The following is a 15771-nucleotide window of genomic DNA, read 5'->3' on the forward strand; positions in this document are numbered from 1 at the left end:
TGCCTCAGGGCCGGGCCGCGAACCGGTCGATGAGGTCCGTGTGACCCGAGACGATGAGGGTGTCGCGCGGGCCCACCCGGGTGTCCGGCTGGGCGTAGGTGAAGTCCTCGCCCGGAGTCTTCACGCCCACCACGGTCACGCCGTACTTGGAGCGCACGTGGGACTCGCCGAGCGTGAAGCCCACGCACTCGGCCGGCGGGTACATCTTCACGATCGCGAAGTCGTCGTCGAACTCGATGAAGTCGAGCATGCGCCCGTTCACGAGGTGGGCGGCCCGCACGCCGGCGTCGTGCTCGGGGAAGATCACGTGGTTCGCCCCGATCCGCTTGAGGATCGTGCCGTGCGCCTCGCTGATCGCCTTCACCCAGATGTGGGGGATCTCCAGGTCCACGAGGTTCACGGTGATCAGCACCGATGCCTCGATGGAGGTGCCCACGCCGACCACCGCCGTCGAGAAGTCCTGCGCGCCGAGCTGGCGCAGGGCCTCGGGGTCGGTGGCGTCCGCCTCCACCACGTGGGTGAGCGAGGGGGCGAAGCGCTGCACGAGGACGGGGTCCCGCTCGACGGCGAGCACCTCGCGGCCCTGTGCGACGAGCTCCTCGGCCGTGGCGGCGCCGAAGCGGCCCAGCCCCACGACGAGCACGGGGGCGTTGGGATCGGTGCGCTGCGGGGTGTCAGCCAATGACCGGCCTCTCGACGGGGTAGCGGTAGAGCACGCGCCGCTGGCGCAGGGCCAGGGCGGCGGCGAACGTGATCGTACCAACGCGGCCCGCGAACATCATGGCCGTCAGGACGTACTTGCCGGCCGGTGGGCTCTCCGCGGAGACGCCCACGGAGAGCCCGCACGTGCCGAACGCGGAGATCACCTCGAACAGGGGCCGCTGGAGGGACTCGTCGGTGATGTGCACCAGCGCCAGAGTGGCCACGAGCACGAGGGTGGCCCCGAGTGCGAGCACCGCGATGGCCACGCGCAGGGACTCGGGGGCGATCGTGCGGCCGTGCGCCGTCACCTCGCGGTCGCCGCGCGCCTCCGCCACGATCGCGAGGAACATGATCGCCAGCGTGGTCACCTTGATGCCGCCCGCGGTGGAGGCGGACCCACCGCCCACGAACATCAGCGCGTCCATGAGCAGCAGGGACTCGGGCTGGTGCGCGTTCGTGTCGTCGATCGCGAAGCCTCCGGAGCGGGTCATCATGGAGCCGAACAGGGAGTGCCCGACCCGCTGCCAGAAGCCCATGCCGGCCTGGGTCGCCGGGTTGCCCGCCTCGAAGAAGAAGAGGGCGACGGCGCCGAGCACCAGCAGGGCCAGCGTCACCTCGACCGTGAGCTTGGTGTGCAGGTTCCACTCCCGGAATCGCCACCCCTTCTCCAGCAGCACCATGACCACGGGGAAGCCGAGCGCACCCAGGAACACGCCGACGCCGAGCACCGTGATGATCACCGGGTCGTGCATGATCTCCGGCAGGCCGTCCACGTGGAGGGTGAACCCGGCGTTGTTGAAGGCGCTGACCGAGTAGAAGACCCCGTGCCACAGGCCGGTGAGCCACGAGCCGGAGATGGCCGCGAACCGCGGCACGAGGAAGAACGCCAGCGCGGCCTCGGCGGTCAGCACCGTCACGACGACGACGCGCAGCAGCCGGCCGACCTCGCCGAGATTCCCGGAGGTCATGCCCGCCTGCTGCGTCGCCAGCTTCGACCTCAGACCCAGATGCCGGGAGACGGCCAGCGTGAGCAGCGAGGCCATCGAGAGGATGCCCAGGCCGCCGATCTGGATGGCCACGAGGATGATCACCTGGCCCGCGGGGGACCAGTGCACGGCCGTGTTGACGGTGGTCAGACCGGTCACGGAGAAGGCGGAGACCGCGGTGAACATGGCGTCGTGCAGGGGGGTGGCGTGGCCGTCCGCCGCGGCCCACGGCAGGGCGAGGAGCCCGGTGAACACCAGGGCCATGAGGGCGAAGGCGGAGAGGGCGGCGCGGGCCGGGGAGCCGCCCACCACCGAGCTGACGGCGCGGCCCGAGCGCCGCAGCACCGTGCGCAGGTCGGTCGAGGACTCCAGCGTGGAGGCCTGGCCGGGCCGGGGAGGCCGCCGGGCCGGCGCACGCCGCCGTGGCGGCGGGCGCGCGGAGTCGGACGGAGACCTGCCACGGGGCACCTCCTGCGCGGGGGGACGGGGAACGGACCGGCTCCCAGTATCGCGCGCCCCGTGGCCCGCGCGTCACGCGGGCAGGACATCCGAGGCGATCGTCGCCACCGTGTCGCCCGGAGCCCTAGGCTGGACCGTGATGAGCACCACGTCCACCCCTCCCGCTCCCACCCCCGCCGCTGTGGTGTGGGACTCCAGCCTGCTCCGCTACCGGTTCAGCGCGGAGCACCCGATGGCGCCCCTGCGGCTGGACCTCACGCACCGGCTCGTGGAGGCGTTCGGCCTGCTGGACGCCCCCCACGTGCGGATCATGGAGCCGCCCGTGGCCACGGACGAGCAGCTCGCCCTCGTCCACGACCCCGAGTATGTCGCCGCCGTGCGCCGGGCCGCGGCGACGTCGTCGGCCGAGGACGGCCGCTTCGGCCTGGGCACCGAGGACTGTCCCGTGTTCCCGGACCTGCACGAGTCCGCCGCCCGGATCGCGGGCGGCTCCCTCGTCGCCGCGGAGGCGATCTGGTCCGGCGAGGTGGACCGCGCCGTGAACTTCGCCGGTGGCATGCACCATGCCGCCCGGTCCTCGGCGTCCGGGTTCTGCATCTACAACGACTGCGCCGTGGCCATCCAGCGCCTGCTGGACCTCGGCGCGGAGCGCGTGGCCTACGTCGACGTGGACGCGCACCACGGCGACGGCACGCAGTCGATCTTCTACGACGACCCCCGCGTGCTCACCATCTCCCTGCACGAGACGGGCATCAGCCTGTTCCCGGGCACGGGCTTCGCCAACGAGATCGGCGGCTCGGCCGCCCAGGGCACGGCGGTGAACGTCGCGCTGCCCCCGCGCACCGGCGACGCCGGCTTCCTGCGCGCCGCCCACGCCGTGGTCCCGCCCCTGCTGGAGGCGTTCGCCCCGGACGTGCTGGTCAGCCAGCACGGCTGCGACGGTCACCGCACGGACCCGCTCGCCGACCTGCGGCTGAGCGTGGACGGCCAGCGCCAGCTCGCGTTCGACGTCGGCGACTGGGCCGACCGGTTCGCGCACGGCCGGTGGCTGGCCACCGGGGGCGGCGGCTACAACCCGCTGCGGGTGGTGCCGCGCGCGTGGGCCCACCTGACCGCCGCCGTCCTGCAGACCCCGATCCCCGTGAGGAGCGAGATCCCCGCCGCCTGGATCGAGCACGTCCGGGCCCTCACCGCGGACGAGCTGACCGGGGACATGTCCGTGCACGAGGGGGACGACGCCGAGCGGATCCCCACCGTGATGGGCGAGGACGCGGACGTGTGGTGGCGCTCGTGGGAGGTGGGCTACGACCCGGCCGACCCGGTGGACCAGTCGATCATGGCCACGCGCCGCGAGGTGTTCCCGCTGCACGGGCTCGACCCCTGGTTCGACTGAGCCGGTCCCCGTCCCGGTTCGACCGGGGCCCGTGCGGCCGGTATTGTGGCCGAGAACGTTTCCAGGCGTTCCACATCCGGTGGAATGCGGGTCGGCGTGTCCGGCGCCCCGGATGCCTGCGGTCCCACGACCGCCGACCCTCGCCCCGATTCAAGGAGTCCCCATGGGATCTGTGATCAAGAAGCGCCGCAAGCGCATGTCGAAGAAGAAGCACCGCAAGCTGCTTCGCAAGACCCGTCACCAGCGTCGCAACAAGAAGTGATGCCCGCGCCCTCCGGGCGCTGACGAGACGAAGCCGCCGTCCCCTTCCGGGGGGACGGCGGCTTCGTCGTGGACGGCGATCCGTAGAGTGGGGCCATGACCGCCGACCTGCCTGCCGCCACCGCCCGCGTCCAGCTGCTCGTGAAGCCCGGCTGTCACCTGTGCGCCGAGGCCGAGGCCACGGTGGTGCAGGTGTGCGACGCGCGGGGCGAGGCCTGGGAGGCCGTCGACGGCGCCGCGCACCCGGCCCTGCTCGAGCGGTTCGCGGACGAGGTGCCCGTGCTGTTCGTCGACGGCGTCCAGCGCGACTTCTGGCGTGTGGACCCGGCCCGTCTGGGCCGGCTCCTGGACGCCCCGCGGGCCTGAGCGGGCTCAGCGGCGCGCGAAGCGCTGCCAGGCCTTCAGCCGCATGTACTCCGTGGCGTCCGGGCGGTAGGCGAGCACGATGCCGGCGACGCCGAGGCCCACCCACACGAGGTCCAGCGGGCTGAACGCCCCCATCACGGCGTTGGAGACCAGCACCAGCACGGACAGGGACGCCAGCACCGTTCCGACGATGCGCGCGGCGCGCGAGCCGCCGCGGATCGCGAACGCCACCCACAGGTAGACGAGGAACGCGAGCACGCCGAACACGGCCGCCGTCGTGGCGAGGGCCGGGAGCATCCCGTCCATCATGGTGCGCATCTGCTCCGCCTGGTCGGCGGGCAGATTCATCTGTTCGACGGACCGGTCCAGCTCCTGCTGGATCGCGGCCTGGCCCTCCGGCTGGGTGATGGCGAAGGCCGCCAGCAGGGTCGTCGCCAGCAGCAGGAGGCCGCCCGAGACGATCAGCCAGAACGCGGCCGTCAGGGAGCGCGGCCGCGGGGGCAGCTCGACCGGGCCGGGAGACTGCCAGCCGGCGGGGCCGTGGGGAGAGGGGGCCTGGGGCATCCCCGCCTGGCCCGGGGCGCCGTACGGAGCCGCCGGCGGTGCGCCGTAGGGGTCCTGGCCGTACGGGCTCGCGCCCGCCGGGTCGGAGGAGCCCGGGGTCGGCCCCTGCGGGGCGGCGCCGTAGGGGTCGGTGCCGTACGGGTTCTGGCTGCCGTGGGGATCGGTGGGCGAGGTGCCGGACATGGGGCCTCCTAGCGACGCCGACGCTCGCGGCGTCTCGGTGCGGACGGGGGTGGCGGCGCGGTCGCGCCGAGCTGTGCCCCACGCTACCGCCGGGGCCACCGGTCCGCCTCTGCCAGACTGGCCCCATGCAGACGCTCGCCACCGTCCACCTGGTCCGCCACGGAGAAGTCCACAACCCCGATCGTGTCCTCTACGGCCGCCTGCCGGAGTTCGGGCTCTCCGAGCTCGGCCATGAGATGGCCCGCGGCGCGGCCGCGTGGTTCGCGGAGCGCGCCGTGCAGACCGGCCGGGCACCCGCCGTCGTCGCCGCCTCCCCGCTGACCCGCGCGCAGCAGACCGCCGCGCCGATCGCGGCCGCGTTCGACCTGCCGCTGGTCACCGAGCCGGAGCTGATCGAGGCGGAGAACGCCTTCGAGGGCATGTCCCAGGTGGCCGCATCGCTCAAGCGGAACCCACGGCTGTGGCCCAAGCTGCGCAACCCCCTGCGCCCGTCCTGGGGTGAGCCCTACCGCGCGCAGGCGGCGCGCATGCTCGCCGTCGTGGATCGGATCCGGGCCGATGCTGTGGCGGCCGATGGACCCGGCGCCGAGGCGGTGCTCGTCTCCCACCAGCTGCCGATCTGGGTGACGCGCCTGGCCGTCGAGGGCCGTCCGCTGTGGCATGACCCGCGCCGCCGCGAGTGCTCACTGACCTCCGTGACCTCGCTCGTGTTCGACGAGGGGCGGACGGTGCCGCGCGTCGAGTACCACGAGCCCAACCAGGCCCTGCTCAAGGACGCCTCCTCCCTGCCCGGGGCCTGAGCCGGACCCCGCCCCTCCCACGGGCCGCGGGTGTGACGTCCAGGGTTCAGTCAGAATGCGGGGCGGACAGTAGACTTCCAAGGTCCCCGGAATCCAGCGCCGCGCATCCCCTGGAGGGCAGTCACGCCATGCACACCCCGCCCCGTCCGTCCCGCCGCACCCTGCTGACCGGCCTCGCCCTCGCCAGCCTGGCGCCGGCGCTCGCGGCCTGCTCGGGCGGTGACGACTCGCTGACGCAGCAGGCCGGGAACGCGGACGGCAAGAACTACATCGCCGGCGACGGCTCCGTCCTGGAGATCGCCCCCGCCGAGCGCGGCGCCCCCGTGGAGTTCGCCGCCGAGCTCTTCGACGGCACCCCCGTGACCGGCGCGAGCCTGCGCGGCACCCCCGCCCTGCTGAACTTCTGGTACGCCGCCTGCGCGCCGTGCCGCGTCGAGGCCCCCCACCTCGTCTCCCTGCACGAGCAGTTCGCCCCGCAGGGGGTGCGGTTCCTCGGCGTGAACGTCCGGGACACCGTCACCACCGCGCAGGCCTTCGAGCGCACCTTCGAGATCCCCTACCCGTCCATCGAGGACGCCCGCGGGGACGTGCTCCTGAACATGACCGACTACGTGCCCCCGCAGGCCGTGCCCTCCACCCTCGTCCTGGACGTCGAGGGCCGCGTGGCCGCCCGCGTGCTCGGCGCCGTGGAGGAGTCCACCCTGCGCGCCCTGCTCACCACCGTGGTGGACGAGGCCGCGGCCTGACCCGGCCGCCGTGTCCATGCAGAGCAACCCCTTCGCCGAGATCGCCCTCGACGGCTCCCTGCTGCTGGCCGCGCCGATCGCCGTGCTGGCCGGCCTGATCTCCTTCCTCTCCCCGTGCGTGCTGCCGCTCGTGCCCGGCTACCTCGGGTACGTCACCGGCCTCGGCGGGGACGTGCTCACCAGCCGCCGCCGCGGGCGCCTCGTGCTCGGCTCCGTGCTGTTCGTGCTCGGGTTCGCCGTGGTGTTCGTGGGCATCACCGTGGTGTTCACCCAGGCCATGGTCTGGCTGCGGCGCGACGGCGCCTGGGTCACCCCCGTGCTCGGCGTGCTCGTGATGCTCATGGGCCTCGTGTTCCTCGGCGGCGGCGGCCGGCTTCAGCAGGAGCGCCGCGTCCACTTCAAGCCCGCCGCCGGCCTGGTCGGCGCGCCCCTGCTGGGCATGACCTTCGGCCTGGGCTGGGCGCCGTGCATCGGCCCCACCATGGCCGCCGTCCTGGCCATGTCCACGGCCAGCTCCGGCTCCGTGGGCCGCGGCGCCCTGCTCGCCTTCCTCTACTGCCTCGGCCTGGGCCTGCCGTTCGTGCTCATGGCCCTCGGCATGGAGCGCGGCATGCGGGCCCTCGGGTTCTTCCTCCGGCACCGCGTGCTGATCATGCGCCTCGGCGGCGCCCTGCTGATCGCGCTGGGCCTGCTCATGGTCACCGGCGTCTGGACCGCCTGGACCACGCAGCTGCAGCTGTGGTTCGCCAACGAATGGGAGATGCCCCTGTGAGCTCCAAGGCCGCCCGGACGCGCTCCGAGCCCGTCACCCTGCCGCGCCTCGGCCTGGCGGGCACCCTGCGCTGGATCTGGACCCAGCTGACCAGCATGAGCACCGCGCTCATGCTGCTGCTCCTGCTCGCCGTCGCCGCCGTGCCCGGCTCCCTCGTGCCCCAGCGCCGTGCCGGCCCCGAGATCGTGGACCAGTGGATCGAGGACAACCCCGTGTGGGGCCCCGTCCTGGACGCCCTGCAGTTCTTCGACGTCTACAACTCCGTCTGGTTCTCGGCCATCTACCTGCTGCTGTTCGTCTCCCTCGTGGGCTGCGTGTGGCCGCGCGCCATCCAGCACGCCAAGGCCCTGCGCCAGCCCCCGGCCCGCACCCCCGCAACCTGACGCGCCTGCCGGCTTCCGGCGTCGTGGTCCTGGAGGACGGCGGCCCCGGCCCCGAGGAGGCCGTGGCCAGAGCCCAGGCGTGGCTGCGCAAGCGCCGCTACCGCGTGGAGCACCGCCCCGAGGCCGGCGGCGCGTCCGTGGGCGCCGAGCGCGGATACCTGCGCGAGATCGGCAACATCCTGTTCCACGTCTCGCTGATCGGCGTGCTCGTGTTCATGGCCTACGGCGGCATGACCAAGTACGGCGGGCAGAAGATCATCGTGGAGGGCGAGGGCTTCGCCAACAACCTCGTGGCCTACGACTCCTTCACCCCCGGCACCTACTTCAGCGCGGACGACCTCCAGCCGTTCTCCCTCACCCTCGACTCGTTCGACGCCGTGTTCGAGCGGCAGTCGGAGACCACCTACGGCCAGCCGCTGGACTACACCGCCGTCATGGACGTCCGCGAGGGCACCGGCGGCGAGCTCCAGCGCCAGATCCTTAAGGTCAACCAGCCGCTGGACATCGACGGCGTGCGCGTCTACCTCGTGGGCAACGGCTACGCGCCCGTGGTGACCATCCGCGACGGCGCCGGGGACGTGGCCTTCCAGGGCCCCGTGGTCACCCGCGTGTTCGACCAGAACTACGGCTCGCAGGCCACCATCAAGGTCCCCGACGCGCGGCCGGACCAGCTGGGCTTCGTCGGCTTCTTCCTGCCCTCGGCGGTGGAGGACGAGGAAGGCGCCGCGTTCTCCGCGGACCCCGAGCTGCTCAACCCGGAGCTGCAGCTGAACTCGTACTACGGGGACCTCGGCCTGGACACCGGCCGCCCGCAGAACGTGTACGTGCTGGACACCGCATCCCTCACCGAGCTCAACAGCCGCACCAACGAGAACGGCGGCATCGTGCTCAGCCCGGGCCAGACGTACGAGCTGCCCGAGGGCAAGGGCTCCATCAGCTTCGACGGCGTCCGCCGCTACGTCGGCCTGGACATCCACTACGACCCGGGCAAGTGGGGCGTCGGCGTGTTCGCCGGCACCGCCCTGCTCGGGCTGGTCATCAGCCTGTTCGTCCGCCGCCGCCGCGTGTGGGTCCGCGCCCGCACCGACGAGGCCGGCCGCACCCGCGTGGAGTACGCGCTGCTCGCCCGCGGCGAGGAGTTCGGCTTGCACGAGGAGCACGTGGCCCTGCGCTCGGCCATGGAGCGCTGGTGGCCCGTCGCCGCCACCGAGACGGCCGACGACGCCGCGGCCGGTGCCGCCCCCCAGTCCACCCCCACCGCCCCCGAGACCCCCGCCGGCCCCGCCGACGCCCGATCAGGAGACTGACAGTGTTCAACCCCACGGCCCCCGTGAACGAGCAGCTGGCGCTGTACAGCGACCTCTTCATGCTCATCGCCGCGCTCGTGTACGCGGCGGCGTTCATCCTGTTCACCATCGACATGGCCACCGCCTCGGCCACCATCCGCCGCCTCGAGGCCGACCTCGCGGCCCAGCGCGGGCAGGTGCGCACCGCTCCGGCCCGCGAGACCGTGGGGGTCGCCGTCGGCGGGTCCACGGCGGTCGGCGCGAGCGACTCCGACACGGCCCGGCCGGCCGCCGCCGAGCCCGGCGTCGACGCGGACGACGACCTCGTGGACGAGGACATGGACTACACGGGCGGCGGCCGCCGCCCGGTCGCCAACGTGGCCGTGGCCGTGCTGGCCGTCGGCTGGGCGCTGCACGCGTTCGCCGTCGTCGCCCGCGGCCTCGCCGCCTCCCGCGTGCCGTGGGGCAACCTGTACGAGTTCATGACCACGGGCGCGCTCGTGATCACGACCGTCTACCTGCTGTTCCTCTTGCGCAAGGATCTGCGCTTCGTGGGCACGTTCGTCACCGGCATCGTCGTGGCGATGATGTGCGCGGCCACCATGGGCTTCCCGACGCCGGTGGGCCACCTCCAGCCGCCGCTGCAGACGCCGTGGCTCGTCATCCACGTGTCCATCGCCGTGCTGGCCAGCTCGCTGTTCGCGCTGACCGCCGCGATGTCCGTGCTGCAGCTGCTGCAGGACCGCGCGGAGAAGCGCGCTGCGGCGGGCGAGCGCTCGTGGGCGTTCCTGCGCCTCGTGCCGGCCGCGCAGGGGCTGGAGAACTGGTCCTACCGCCTCAACGCCGTCGGCTTCGTCATGTGGACCTTCACGCTGATCGCCGGTGCGATCTGGGCCGAGGCCGCGTGGGGCCGCTACTGGAACTGGGACACCAAGGAGGTCTGGACCTTCGTGATCTGGGTGGTGTACGCGGCGTACCTGCACGCCCGCGCCACCCGCGGCTGGACCGGTGCCCGCGCCGCGTGGCTGAGCATCGTGGGCTTCCTGTGCATCGTGTTCAACTACACGATCGTCAACACGTACTTCCCGGGCCTGCACTCGTACGCGGGTCTGCCCGGCTGAGTCCGGCGGGGCCCCTCAGGCGCGCGGCCCGTCGCCGTCCGGGTCGGCGTCGTCGTCGCCCTGCTCCCGACGACGGCGCAGCTCCTCCTCGCGGGCCCGCAGCTCGGCCTCGCGGCGGTCCAGGTCCTGCTCGCGGGCGTCCTGGCGGCGCTGCACGCGCAGGCTGCGCAGGAACGCCTCGTCGTCGTCCGGGGCCCCGGAGGGCCGGGGTGCGGCCCGTCCGCCCGCGCCGGCCGGGCGGGCGCGGCCGAGCAGCAGCCACAGCAGCGGCCCCACGAGCGGCACGAGCACGATGACCGCCACCCACGCCGTCTTCGGCAGGCTGCGCACCTCGCGGGCGGGGGTGAGCAGCGCCTCGAACAGCGCGTAGAGGGTCAGTCCGGCGAGGATGATCGCGGCGGGGATGATGAAGCGGCCCATCCCGCCAGTCTAGGCGCGGGCTGTGGGGTCGGCGGGCGGGCGGGGCGTCCGTCCTCGTAGGATGGACCGGTGCGCATCTTCTTCTACGGTCTGGTCCGCGTGGTCGTCTTCGTCGCCCTGTGGGCGCTGTTCTACTACGTGATGGACCTCGGGATGATCTTCGGGGTGATCGCGGCCACGATCCTGACGTTCGCGATCAGCTACCTCTTCCTCGGCCGCCTGCGCACGGGGGCCACCGAGGACCTGTCCGCCGCGTGGGAGGGCCGCCCGGGCCGCCGGGGCCGCACCGAGACCGCCGACGCGGACGCCGAGGACGCCTACACCGAGGGCCGGTTCCGCGAGTGAGCCCCGCGGGGCGACGGGGCGGATGACGCCGCCGGCGCCGCCGTCATCCCGTGCGGCTCAGAGCAGCGCGCCGAGGGTGAACGTGATCGCGTAGACGATCCCGATCACGCCGGTCGCGCGCAGCACCGGAATCAGCGCCCGGCGGTCGTCGGCGCGCAGCACCGTGCGGATCGGCCGGATCGCGAGCAGGCCGCCGATCGGCACGAGCAGCAGCCCCGGGTGCACCGCCACCCAGAACAGCGGCAGCAGCAGGGCGACGGCCAGCATGACGGCGTAGGACGCCCGCGCGGGTCCGTCGCCCAGGCGGGCGGCCAGCGTCATCTTCCCGACCTCGCGGTCCGTGGGGATGTCCCGGATGTTGTTGGCCATGAGCAGGGCCGTGGAGATCAGCCCACAGCCGATCGCGCCGGCCCAGGCCAGGCCGCTGACGGCGTCGGCCTGGGTGTACGTGGTGCCGAGGACGGCCACCAGCCCGAAGAACACGAACACGAACACCTCGCCGAGGCCGAGGTACCCGTACGGCCGCTTCCCGCCGGTGTAGAACCACGCGGCCAGCACGCAGGCGACGCCGACCAGCAGGAACCACCAGTGCCCCGAGAGCAGGATGAGCCCCAGGCCGGCCAGCCCGGCGAGGCCGAAGGACGCGAAGGCCGCCTGTTTCACCTGGACCGCGGGCACGAGCCCGGAGACGGTGAGCCGGAAGGGGCCGACGCGCTCGTCGTCGGTGCCGCGGATGCCGTCCGAGTAGTCGTTGGCGTAGTTCACGCCGATCTGCAGCGCGAGCGACACCACGAGGGCCAGCAGCGCTGCGCCGAGGTGGAAGGAGCCGAGCTCCGCGGCGGCGGCCGAACCGACGATCACGGGGGCGATCGCCATGGGCAGCGTGCGCAGGCGCGCGGCGGCGACCCACTGGGAGAGCGTGGCGGCCATGGGCGGGGGTTCCTCCTGGGGAGCGGGGTGGGCAGCGGCGCGCGGCGGGCCGGGTCGACGGCGGAGCACGGCCGGGGCCCGACGTCGGCCGGGCCCGGCTCATTCTCCCACGCGGGCGGGGCGGCGCTCAGCCGGCGGTGAACCGGGCGGCCAGGGCCTGCCGGTCGGTCTTGCCGGTGGAGAGCAGCGGCAGTGCGTCGAGGACGAGCCACGTCTTGGGCACCGCGGCCGCACCCAGCGCCTCGCGCACGTGGGCGCGCAGGACGGCCTCGTCGGGGGCCGCGGCCGGGTGGGCGGGCACGACGGCGGCGCACAGCCGGGCGCCCCACTCGGGATCCGGCACGCCGGCCACGTGGGCCGCCGCGACGCCCGGGTGCGCCTCGAGCACCGCGGTCACGGCCGCCGCGGACACCTTCACCCCGCCCGTGATGACGACGTCGTCCAGGCGGCCGGTCACGGCCAGCCGCACGCCGCCGTCGTCGGTGGGGGAGAGCACGCCCGTGTCCTCGGTCAGGAAGGTGCGGGCGCCGTCCGCGGCGGTGACGAAGTGGGCGGCGGTGCGGGCCGGGTCGTCGAGGTAGCCGGCCGCCACCATGGGCCCGGCCAGGCGCACGCGCGGCGGGGCGTCGGGGTCGTCCGGGGCCACCGCGGCGGCGACGCCGGGCAGCGGCACGCCGTCGTAGACGCAGCCGCCGCACGTCTCGGCCATGCCGTAGGTGGCGGTGAGGCGCACCCCCGCCGCCTCGGCCGCGGCCCGCAGCGCGGGATCGAGCCGGGCGCCGCCCACGAGCACGCGGTCGAAGGAGCGCAGGGCCGCCCGCCCGGCCGGGTCGGCGTCGGCCGCGAGGAGGCGGGCGAGCTGGGTGGGGACGAGCGAGACGAGCCGGGGGCCGGCATCGTCGGGCAGGGCGGCCGCCCCGGTGGCGAACGCCGCGGGCGTGAACGGGCCCGGGGGCAGGGCCACGGGTGCGGTCCCGGCCGCGATCGAGCGGGAGAGCACGGCGAGCCCGGCCACGTAGTGCACGCCGAGGGCCAGCAGCCACGCCCCCTCGCCGCCGAGCCGCCGGGCCGTGGCCGCGGCCGAGGCGCGCAGGGCCGCGCCGGTCAGGACGATCTGCTTCGGCGTGCCCGTGGACCCGGAGGTGCGCACCACGGCGACGGCGTCCGGGTCCCCGCAGCGGCGCGGGTCGCGGGCCTCGGGCCGGGGGAGCGCGGCGCCGTCGGCGGTCAGCTCGACGGGGGCGCCGCCGTCGAAGGCCGCCGCGAGGGCGTCCGTGGCGCGGGCGAGGGCATCGGCGGTGGCGGGCATGGCCCCGAGTGTAGGAGGCCCGACGGTCGGACGGACCCGCCCGGCGGACCGGATCCGCCCGGCCGGTCAGAGCATGAACGGCACGGTGGCGATCTTGACCACCATGATCAGCGCGAACAGCTGGGCGTACCCCTCGGTCACGCGGGCGTCGGTGGACCGGGAGAGCGCGTAGTCCAGGATCGCCGGCTGGCCCGTGATGCCCGCCAGCGCCCCGTAGGTGCGATCCACGGACTGCCCCAGCAGCCGTGCCGCGGCGATGAGCAGGGCCGCGGTCAGCGCGGTGAGCACGGCGGACATCAGGATGGCCAGCCCGCCGACCCGGGTGAACACCGTCTCGATGAACGCCGGGCCGGCGGCCAGGCCCACCACGCCCAGGAAGAGCATGAGGCCGAACTGCCGCAGCGTCAGCGCGATCTCCGTGGACGGCTCCCACACCGTGGGTCCCGTTCGACCGATCGCACCGAGGGCGAGGCCGACGAGGATGCACCCGGCCGCCGGGCCGAGGGAGAAGGAGGCCCCGCCCGGAAGCGGGATCGTCACCAAGCCCAGCAGGTAGCCCAGCGCCATGCCCGTGCCCAGGGAGATCCAGTCCAGGTTCGAGAGCCCCCGGGTCGAGTTGCCGAAGAAGTCGCGCACCGCCTCCATCCGCGGCGCGGTGGTCACGATGAGCACCCGGTCGCCGACCTTGAGCTCGGTCTGCGGGGTGGCCAGCGACTCGACGTCGTCGCGCCGCAGCCGGGCGACGTCGGTGCCGAAGCGCTCGCGCAGGGACAGCGTGCCCAGGCGGCGATCGGCCAGGGCGCGGGCCGTGACGATGACCATGGAGGTCTGCAGCGGGGTCATCACCCGCGCCGGGTCGGCGTCGGTGCGGCGGCCGAAGGCCTGCACGGCCGCGTCGATGTTCTTCTCCGTGCCGTCCAGGACGACCTCGTCCCCGGGTTCGATCCGGTCGGCGGAGCCGGCGATCCGGGCCACGCCGCCGTGGCGCAGCGCCACCACGCGCACCAGTCCCTCGGAGATCCCGGGGATCTCCCGCACGGCGAGCGCGGAGGTGGCGACCGCGGCGGTGAAGCGCAGCTTGCCGTCGGTCACCGGCGCCGGATCGCGCGGGGAACTGCTCCACGGGCGGGCGGCGAGCAGGGTGATCGCGATGATGGTGCCGACCACGCCCACCAGGTAGGACAGCCCGTAGCCCACGGCCGGGGCCTGCCCGCCGGTGAGCTGGTTCGCCAGCGCCATCGCCGGCGTCGCGGTGAGCGAACCCGTCCACACGCCGATCGCCGTCGGCAGGTCCAGGTTGAGCAGCGCGGCCAGCGGGTGCACCGTGAAGGCGGTGAGGATCACCACGACGACGGCGGCCAGCATCAGGGGCAGGTTGCGGCGCAGGTCCCGGAAGAACACCTTGCCGGCGCCGAGCCCGATCAGGTAGGCGAACAGGGCCAGGCCGAAGCTCTGGAACAGGGCCAGCCGGTCGCCGACGTCGGGCAGCACCGCCCCGACGAGCAGGCCCACGAACAGTGCTCCCGAGGCGCCGAGGCGGATCTTGCCCAGGGGGATGGTGCCGACGGCGGCGCCCAGGGCGACGGTGGCCATGAGGACGAGGATGGGCTGGTCGTTGAGCAGTGCGAGCATGGGCGGGTCCCCGTCCTGCCGTGGCGGTCGGTCAGAAGTGGTACGGGAAGGCGGACCAGTCCGGGTCGCGCTTCTGCAGGAACGCGTCCCGGCCCTCCACGGCCTCGTCCGTCATGTAGGCCATGCGCGTGGCCTCGCCGGCGAAGACCTGCTGGCCGGCCATGCCGTCGTCGGGAAGGTTGAACGCGAACTTGAGCATGCGCAGGGCCTGCGGGGACTGACGGTTGATGTCCGCGGCGTACTCGAGGGCGACCTCCTCGAGGCGCTCGTGGTCCACGGCCTCGTTCACCGCGCCCATGGCCACCATCTCCTCGGCCGAGTACTCGCGCGCCGTGAAGAAGATCTCGCGGGCGCGCTTCTGGCCCACCTGCCGGGCGAGCAGGGCCGAGCCGTAGCCGGCGTCGAAGGAGCCCACGGTGGCGTCCGTCTGCTTGAACTTCCCGTGCTCGCGGGAGGCGAGGGTCAGGTCCGCGACCACGTGCAGCGAGTGGCCGCCGCCGGCCGCCCAGCCGTTCACGACGGCGATGATCGCCTTGGGGGAGGTGCGCATCAGGCGCTGGACCTCGAGGATGTGGAGGCGTCCGGCGCGGGCCGGGTCGATGGTCTCGGCCGTCTCCCCCTCGGCGTAGCGGTAGCCGTCGCGGCCGCGGATGCGCTGGTCCCCGCCGGAGCAGAACGCGTGGCCGCCGTCCTTGGGGGAGGGGCCGTTGCCGGTGAGCAGCACCGTGCCCACGTCCGGGGTCATGCGGGCGTGGTCGAGAGCGCGGTAGAGCTCGTCCACGGTGCCGGGCCGGAACGCGTTGCGGACCTCGGGGCGGTCGAAGGCGATGCGCACCGTGGGCAGGTCGCGCACCCAGCGGCCGTCGGCGTCGCGCTCCACCTGGCGGTGGTAGGTCAGGTCCTCGAAGTCGAAGCCCTCGACCACGCGCCAGCGCGTGGGGTCGAAGATGTCGGAGACCTGCTCGGGCAGGCGGTCGCGGTCGGGGCGGGCGGCGTCGGGCTGCGGGGTGCTCATGGGGCCCGAGTCTAGGCCCGCCGGGCGAGACGGGGGTGGGCCGCCCACAGTCGGCGGAGCCGCCGGCCCGCACCGCACGACGCCGTCCCCCTCGCCGC

The 15771-nt window shown here is 73.9% G+C and carries 16 protein-coding genes and 1 pseudogene; 9 read left to right on the top strand and 8 right to left on the bottom strand.

The window, feature by feature from the left end; genetic code table 11:
- Positions 1 to 4 precede the first annotated feature (4 nt).
- Positions 5 to 682: a potassium channel family protein gene (locus tag POD19_RS05685; RefSeq protein ID WP_178329098.1), complete on the bottom strand. Its 678-nt coding sequence runs from the start codon at positions 680 to 682 to the stop codon at positions 5 to 7.
- Positions 675 to 2033: a TrkH family potassium uptake protein gene (locus POD19_RS05690; protein ID WP_340309367.1), complete on the bottom strand. Its 1359-nt coding sequence runs from the start codon at positions 2031 to 2033 to the stop codon at positions 675 to 677. Before POD19_RS05690 ends, POD19_RS05685 begins: the two co-directional genes overlap by 8 nt.
- 253 nt (positions 2034 to 2286) lie before the next feature.
- Between POD19_RS05690 and POD19_RS05695 the strand changes: the two genes are divergently transcribed.
- The 3 genes from POD19_RS05695 (at position 2287) to POD19_RS05705 (ending at position 4167) form a co-directional block, all read left to right on the top strand.
- A complete protein-coding gene (locus tag POD19_RS05695; RefSeq protein ID WP_073116734.1) occupies positions 2287 to 3540 on the top strand; it encodes an acetoin utilization protein AcuC in 1254 nt (417 codons plus the stop codon).
- A 163-nt stretch (positions 3541 to 3703) separates the two neighbouring features.
- On the top strand, positions 3704 to 3802 hold the full coding sequence (locus tag POD19_RS05700) for a 30S ribosomal protein bS22 (RefSeq protein ID WP_005504750.1): 99 nt from the start codon (positions 3704 to 3706) through the stop codon (positions 3800 to 3802).
- A gap of 95 nt (positions 3803 to 3897) precedes the next feature.
- Positions 3898 to 4167 (top strand): glutaredoxin family protein, encoded by a 270-nt coding sequence (locus POD19_RS05705; protein ID WP_060775647.1) that lies wholly within the window; start codon positions 3898 to 3900, stop codon positions 4165 to 4167.
- A gap of 6 nt (positions 4168 to 4173) precedes the next feature.
- On the opposite strand, the gene POD19_RS05710 is transcribed toward POD19_RS05705, so the two are convergent.
- A complete protein-coding gene (locus tag POD19_RS05710) occupies positions 4174 to 4914 on the bottom strand; it encodes a hypothetical protein (protein ID WP_060775648.1) in 741 nt (246 codons plus the stop codon).
- A 125-nt stretch (positions 4915 to 5039) separates the two neighbouring features.
- Here POD19_RS05710 and POD19_RS05715 point away from each other — a divergent pair, with 125 nt between their 5' ends.
- The 5 genes and pseudogenes from POD19_RS05715 (at position 5040) to ccsB (ending at position 10022) form a co-directional block, all read left to right on the top strand.
- Positions 5040 to 5714, top strand: a complete 675-nt coding sequence (locus POD19_RS05715) for a histidine phosphatase family protein (protein ID WP_073116735.1) — start codon at positions 5040 to 5042, stop codon at positions 5712 to 5714.
- Positions 5715 to 5842: 128 nt separating this feature from the next.
- Positions 5843 to 6460, top strand: coding sequence for a TlpA family protein disulfide reductase (locus tag POD19_RS05720; protein ID WP_073116736.1), 618 nt, complete (start codon positions 5843 to 5845; stop codon positions 6458 to 6460).
- 16 nt (positions 6461 to 6476) lie between these two features.
- Positions 6477 to 7232 carry a cytochrome c biogenesis CcdA family protein gene (locus tag POD19_RS05725; protein ID WP_069941757.1) on the top strand — a complete coding sequence of 252 codons (756 nt, stop codon included), beginning with the start codon at positions 6477 to 6479 and terminating at the stop codon, positions 7230 to 7232.
- Positions 7214 to 8922 (top strand): annotated as a pseudogene (gene resB / locus POD19_RS05730) (cytochrome c biogenesis protein ResB). The gene POD19_RS05725 and the pseudogene resB overlap by 19 nt, the downstream one beginning before the upstream one ends.
- Positions 8923 to 8924: 2 nt before the next feature.
- Positions 8925 to 10022, top strand: coding sequence for a c-type cytochrome biogenesis protein CcsB (ccsB, locus tag POD19_RS05735; protein ID WP_049147932.1), 1098 nt, complete (start codon positions 8925 to 8927; stop codon positions 10020 to 10022).
- Between the two features lie 15 nt (positions 10023 to 10037).
- Here the strand turns inward: ccsB and POD19_RS05740 are convergent, their stop codons facing one another.
- Complete coding sequence (locus tag POD19_RS05740) at positions 10038 to 10442, bottom strand: PLDc N-terminal domain-containing protein (RefSeq protein WP_036381004.1); 405 nt, start codon at positions 10440 to 10442, stop codon at positions 10038 to 10040.
- 69 nt (positions 10443 to 10511) lie between these two features.
- Here POD19_RS05740 and POD19_RS05745 point away from each other — a divergent pair, with 69 nt between their 5' ends.
- Positions 10512 to 10787, top strand: coding sequence for a DUF4229 domain-containing protein (locus POD19_RS05745; RefSeq protein WP_036381007.1), 276 nt, complete (start codon positions 10512 to 10514; stop codon positions 10785 to 10787).
- A 57-nt stretch (positions 10788 to 10844) separates the two neighbouring features.
- Here the strand turns inward: POD19_RS05745 and POD19_RS05750 are convergent, their stop codons facing one another.
- The 4 genes from POD19_RS05750 to POD19_RS05765 all read right to left on the bottom strand — a co-directional run bounded on the left by POD19_RS05750 (position 10845) and on the right by POD19_RS05765 (position 15673).
- On the bottom strand, positions 10845 to 11717 hold the full coding sequence (locus POD19_RS05750; RefSeq protein WP_036381010.1) for a 1,4-dihydroxy-2-naphthoate polyprenyltransferase: 873 nt from the start codon (positions 11715 to 11717) through the stop codon (positions 10845 to 10847).
- 127 nt (positions 11718 to 11844) lie between these two features.
- A complete protein-coding gene (locus tag POD19_RS05755; protein WP_144820110.1) occupies positions 11845 to 13026 on the bottom strand; it encodes an AMP-binding protein in 1182 nt (393 codons plus the stop codon).
- Positions 13027 to 13092: 66 nt separating this feature from the next.
- Positions 13093 to 14658, bottom strand: coding sequence for an aspartate:alanine exchanger family transporter (locus tag POD19_RS05760; RefSeq protein ID WP_144820109.1), 1566 nt, complete (start codon positions 14656 to 14658; stop codon positions 13093 to 13095).
- Between the two features lie 31 nt (positions 14659 to 14689).
- On the bottom strand, positions 14690 to 15673 hold the full coding sequence (locus POD19_RS05765) for a 1,4-dihydroxy-2-naphthoyl-CoA synthase (protein ID WP_051995303.1): 984 nt from the start codon (positions 15671 to 15673) through the stop codon (positions 14690 to 14692).
- Positions 15674 to 15771: the final 98 nt, after the last annotated feature.

The sequence above is a fragment of the Micrococcus sp. GPGPB33 genome (assembly GCF_037853785.1).
Taxonomy (GTDB): domain Bacteria; phylum Actinomycetota; class Actinomycetes; order Actinomycetales; family Micrococcaceae; genus Micrococcus; species Micrococcus luteus.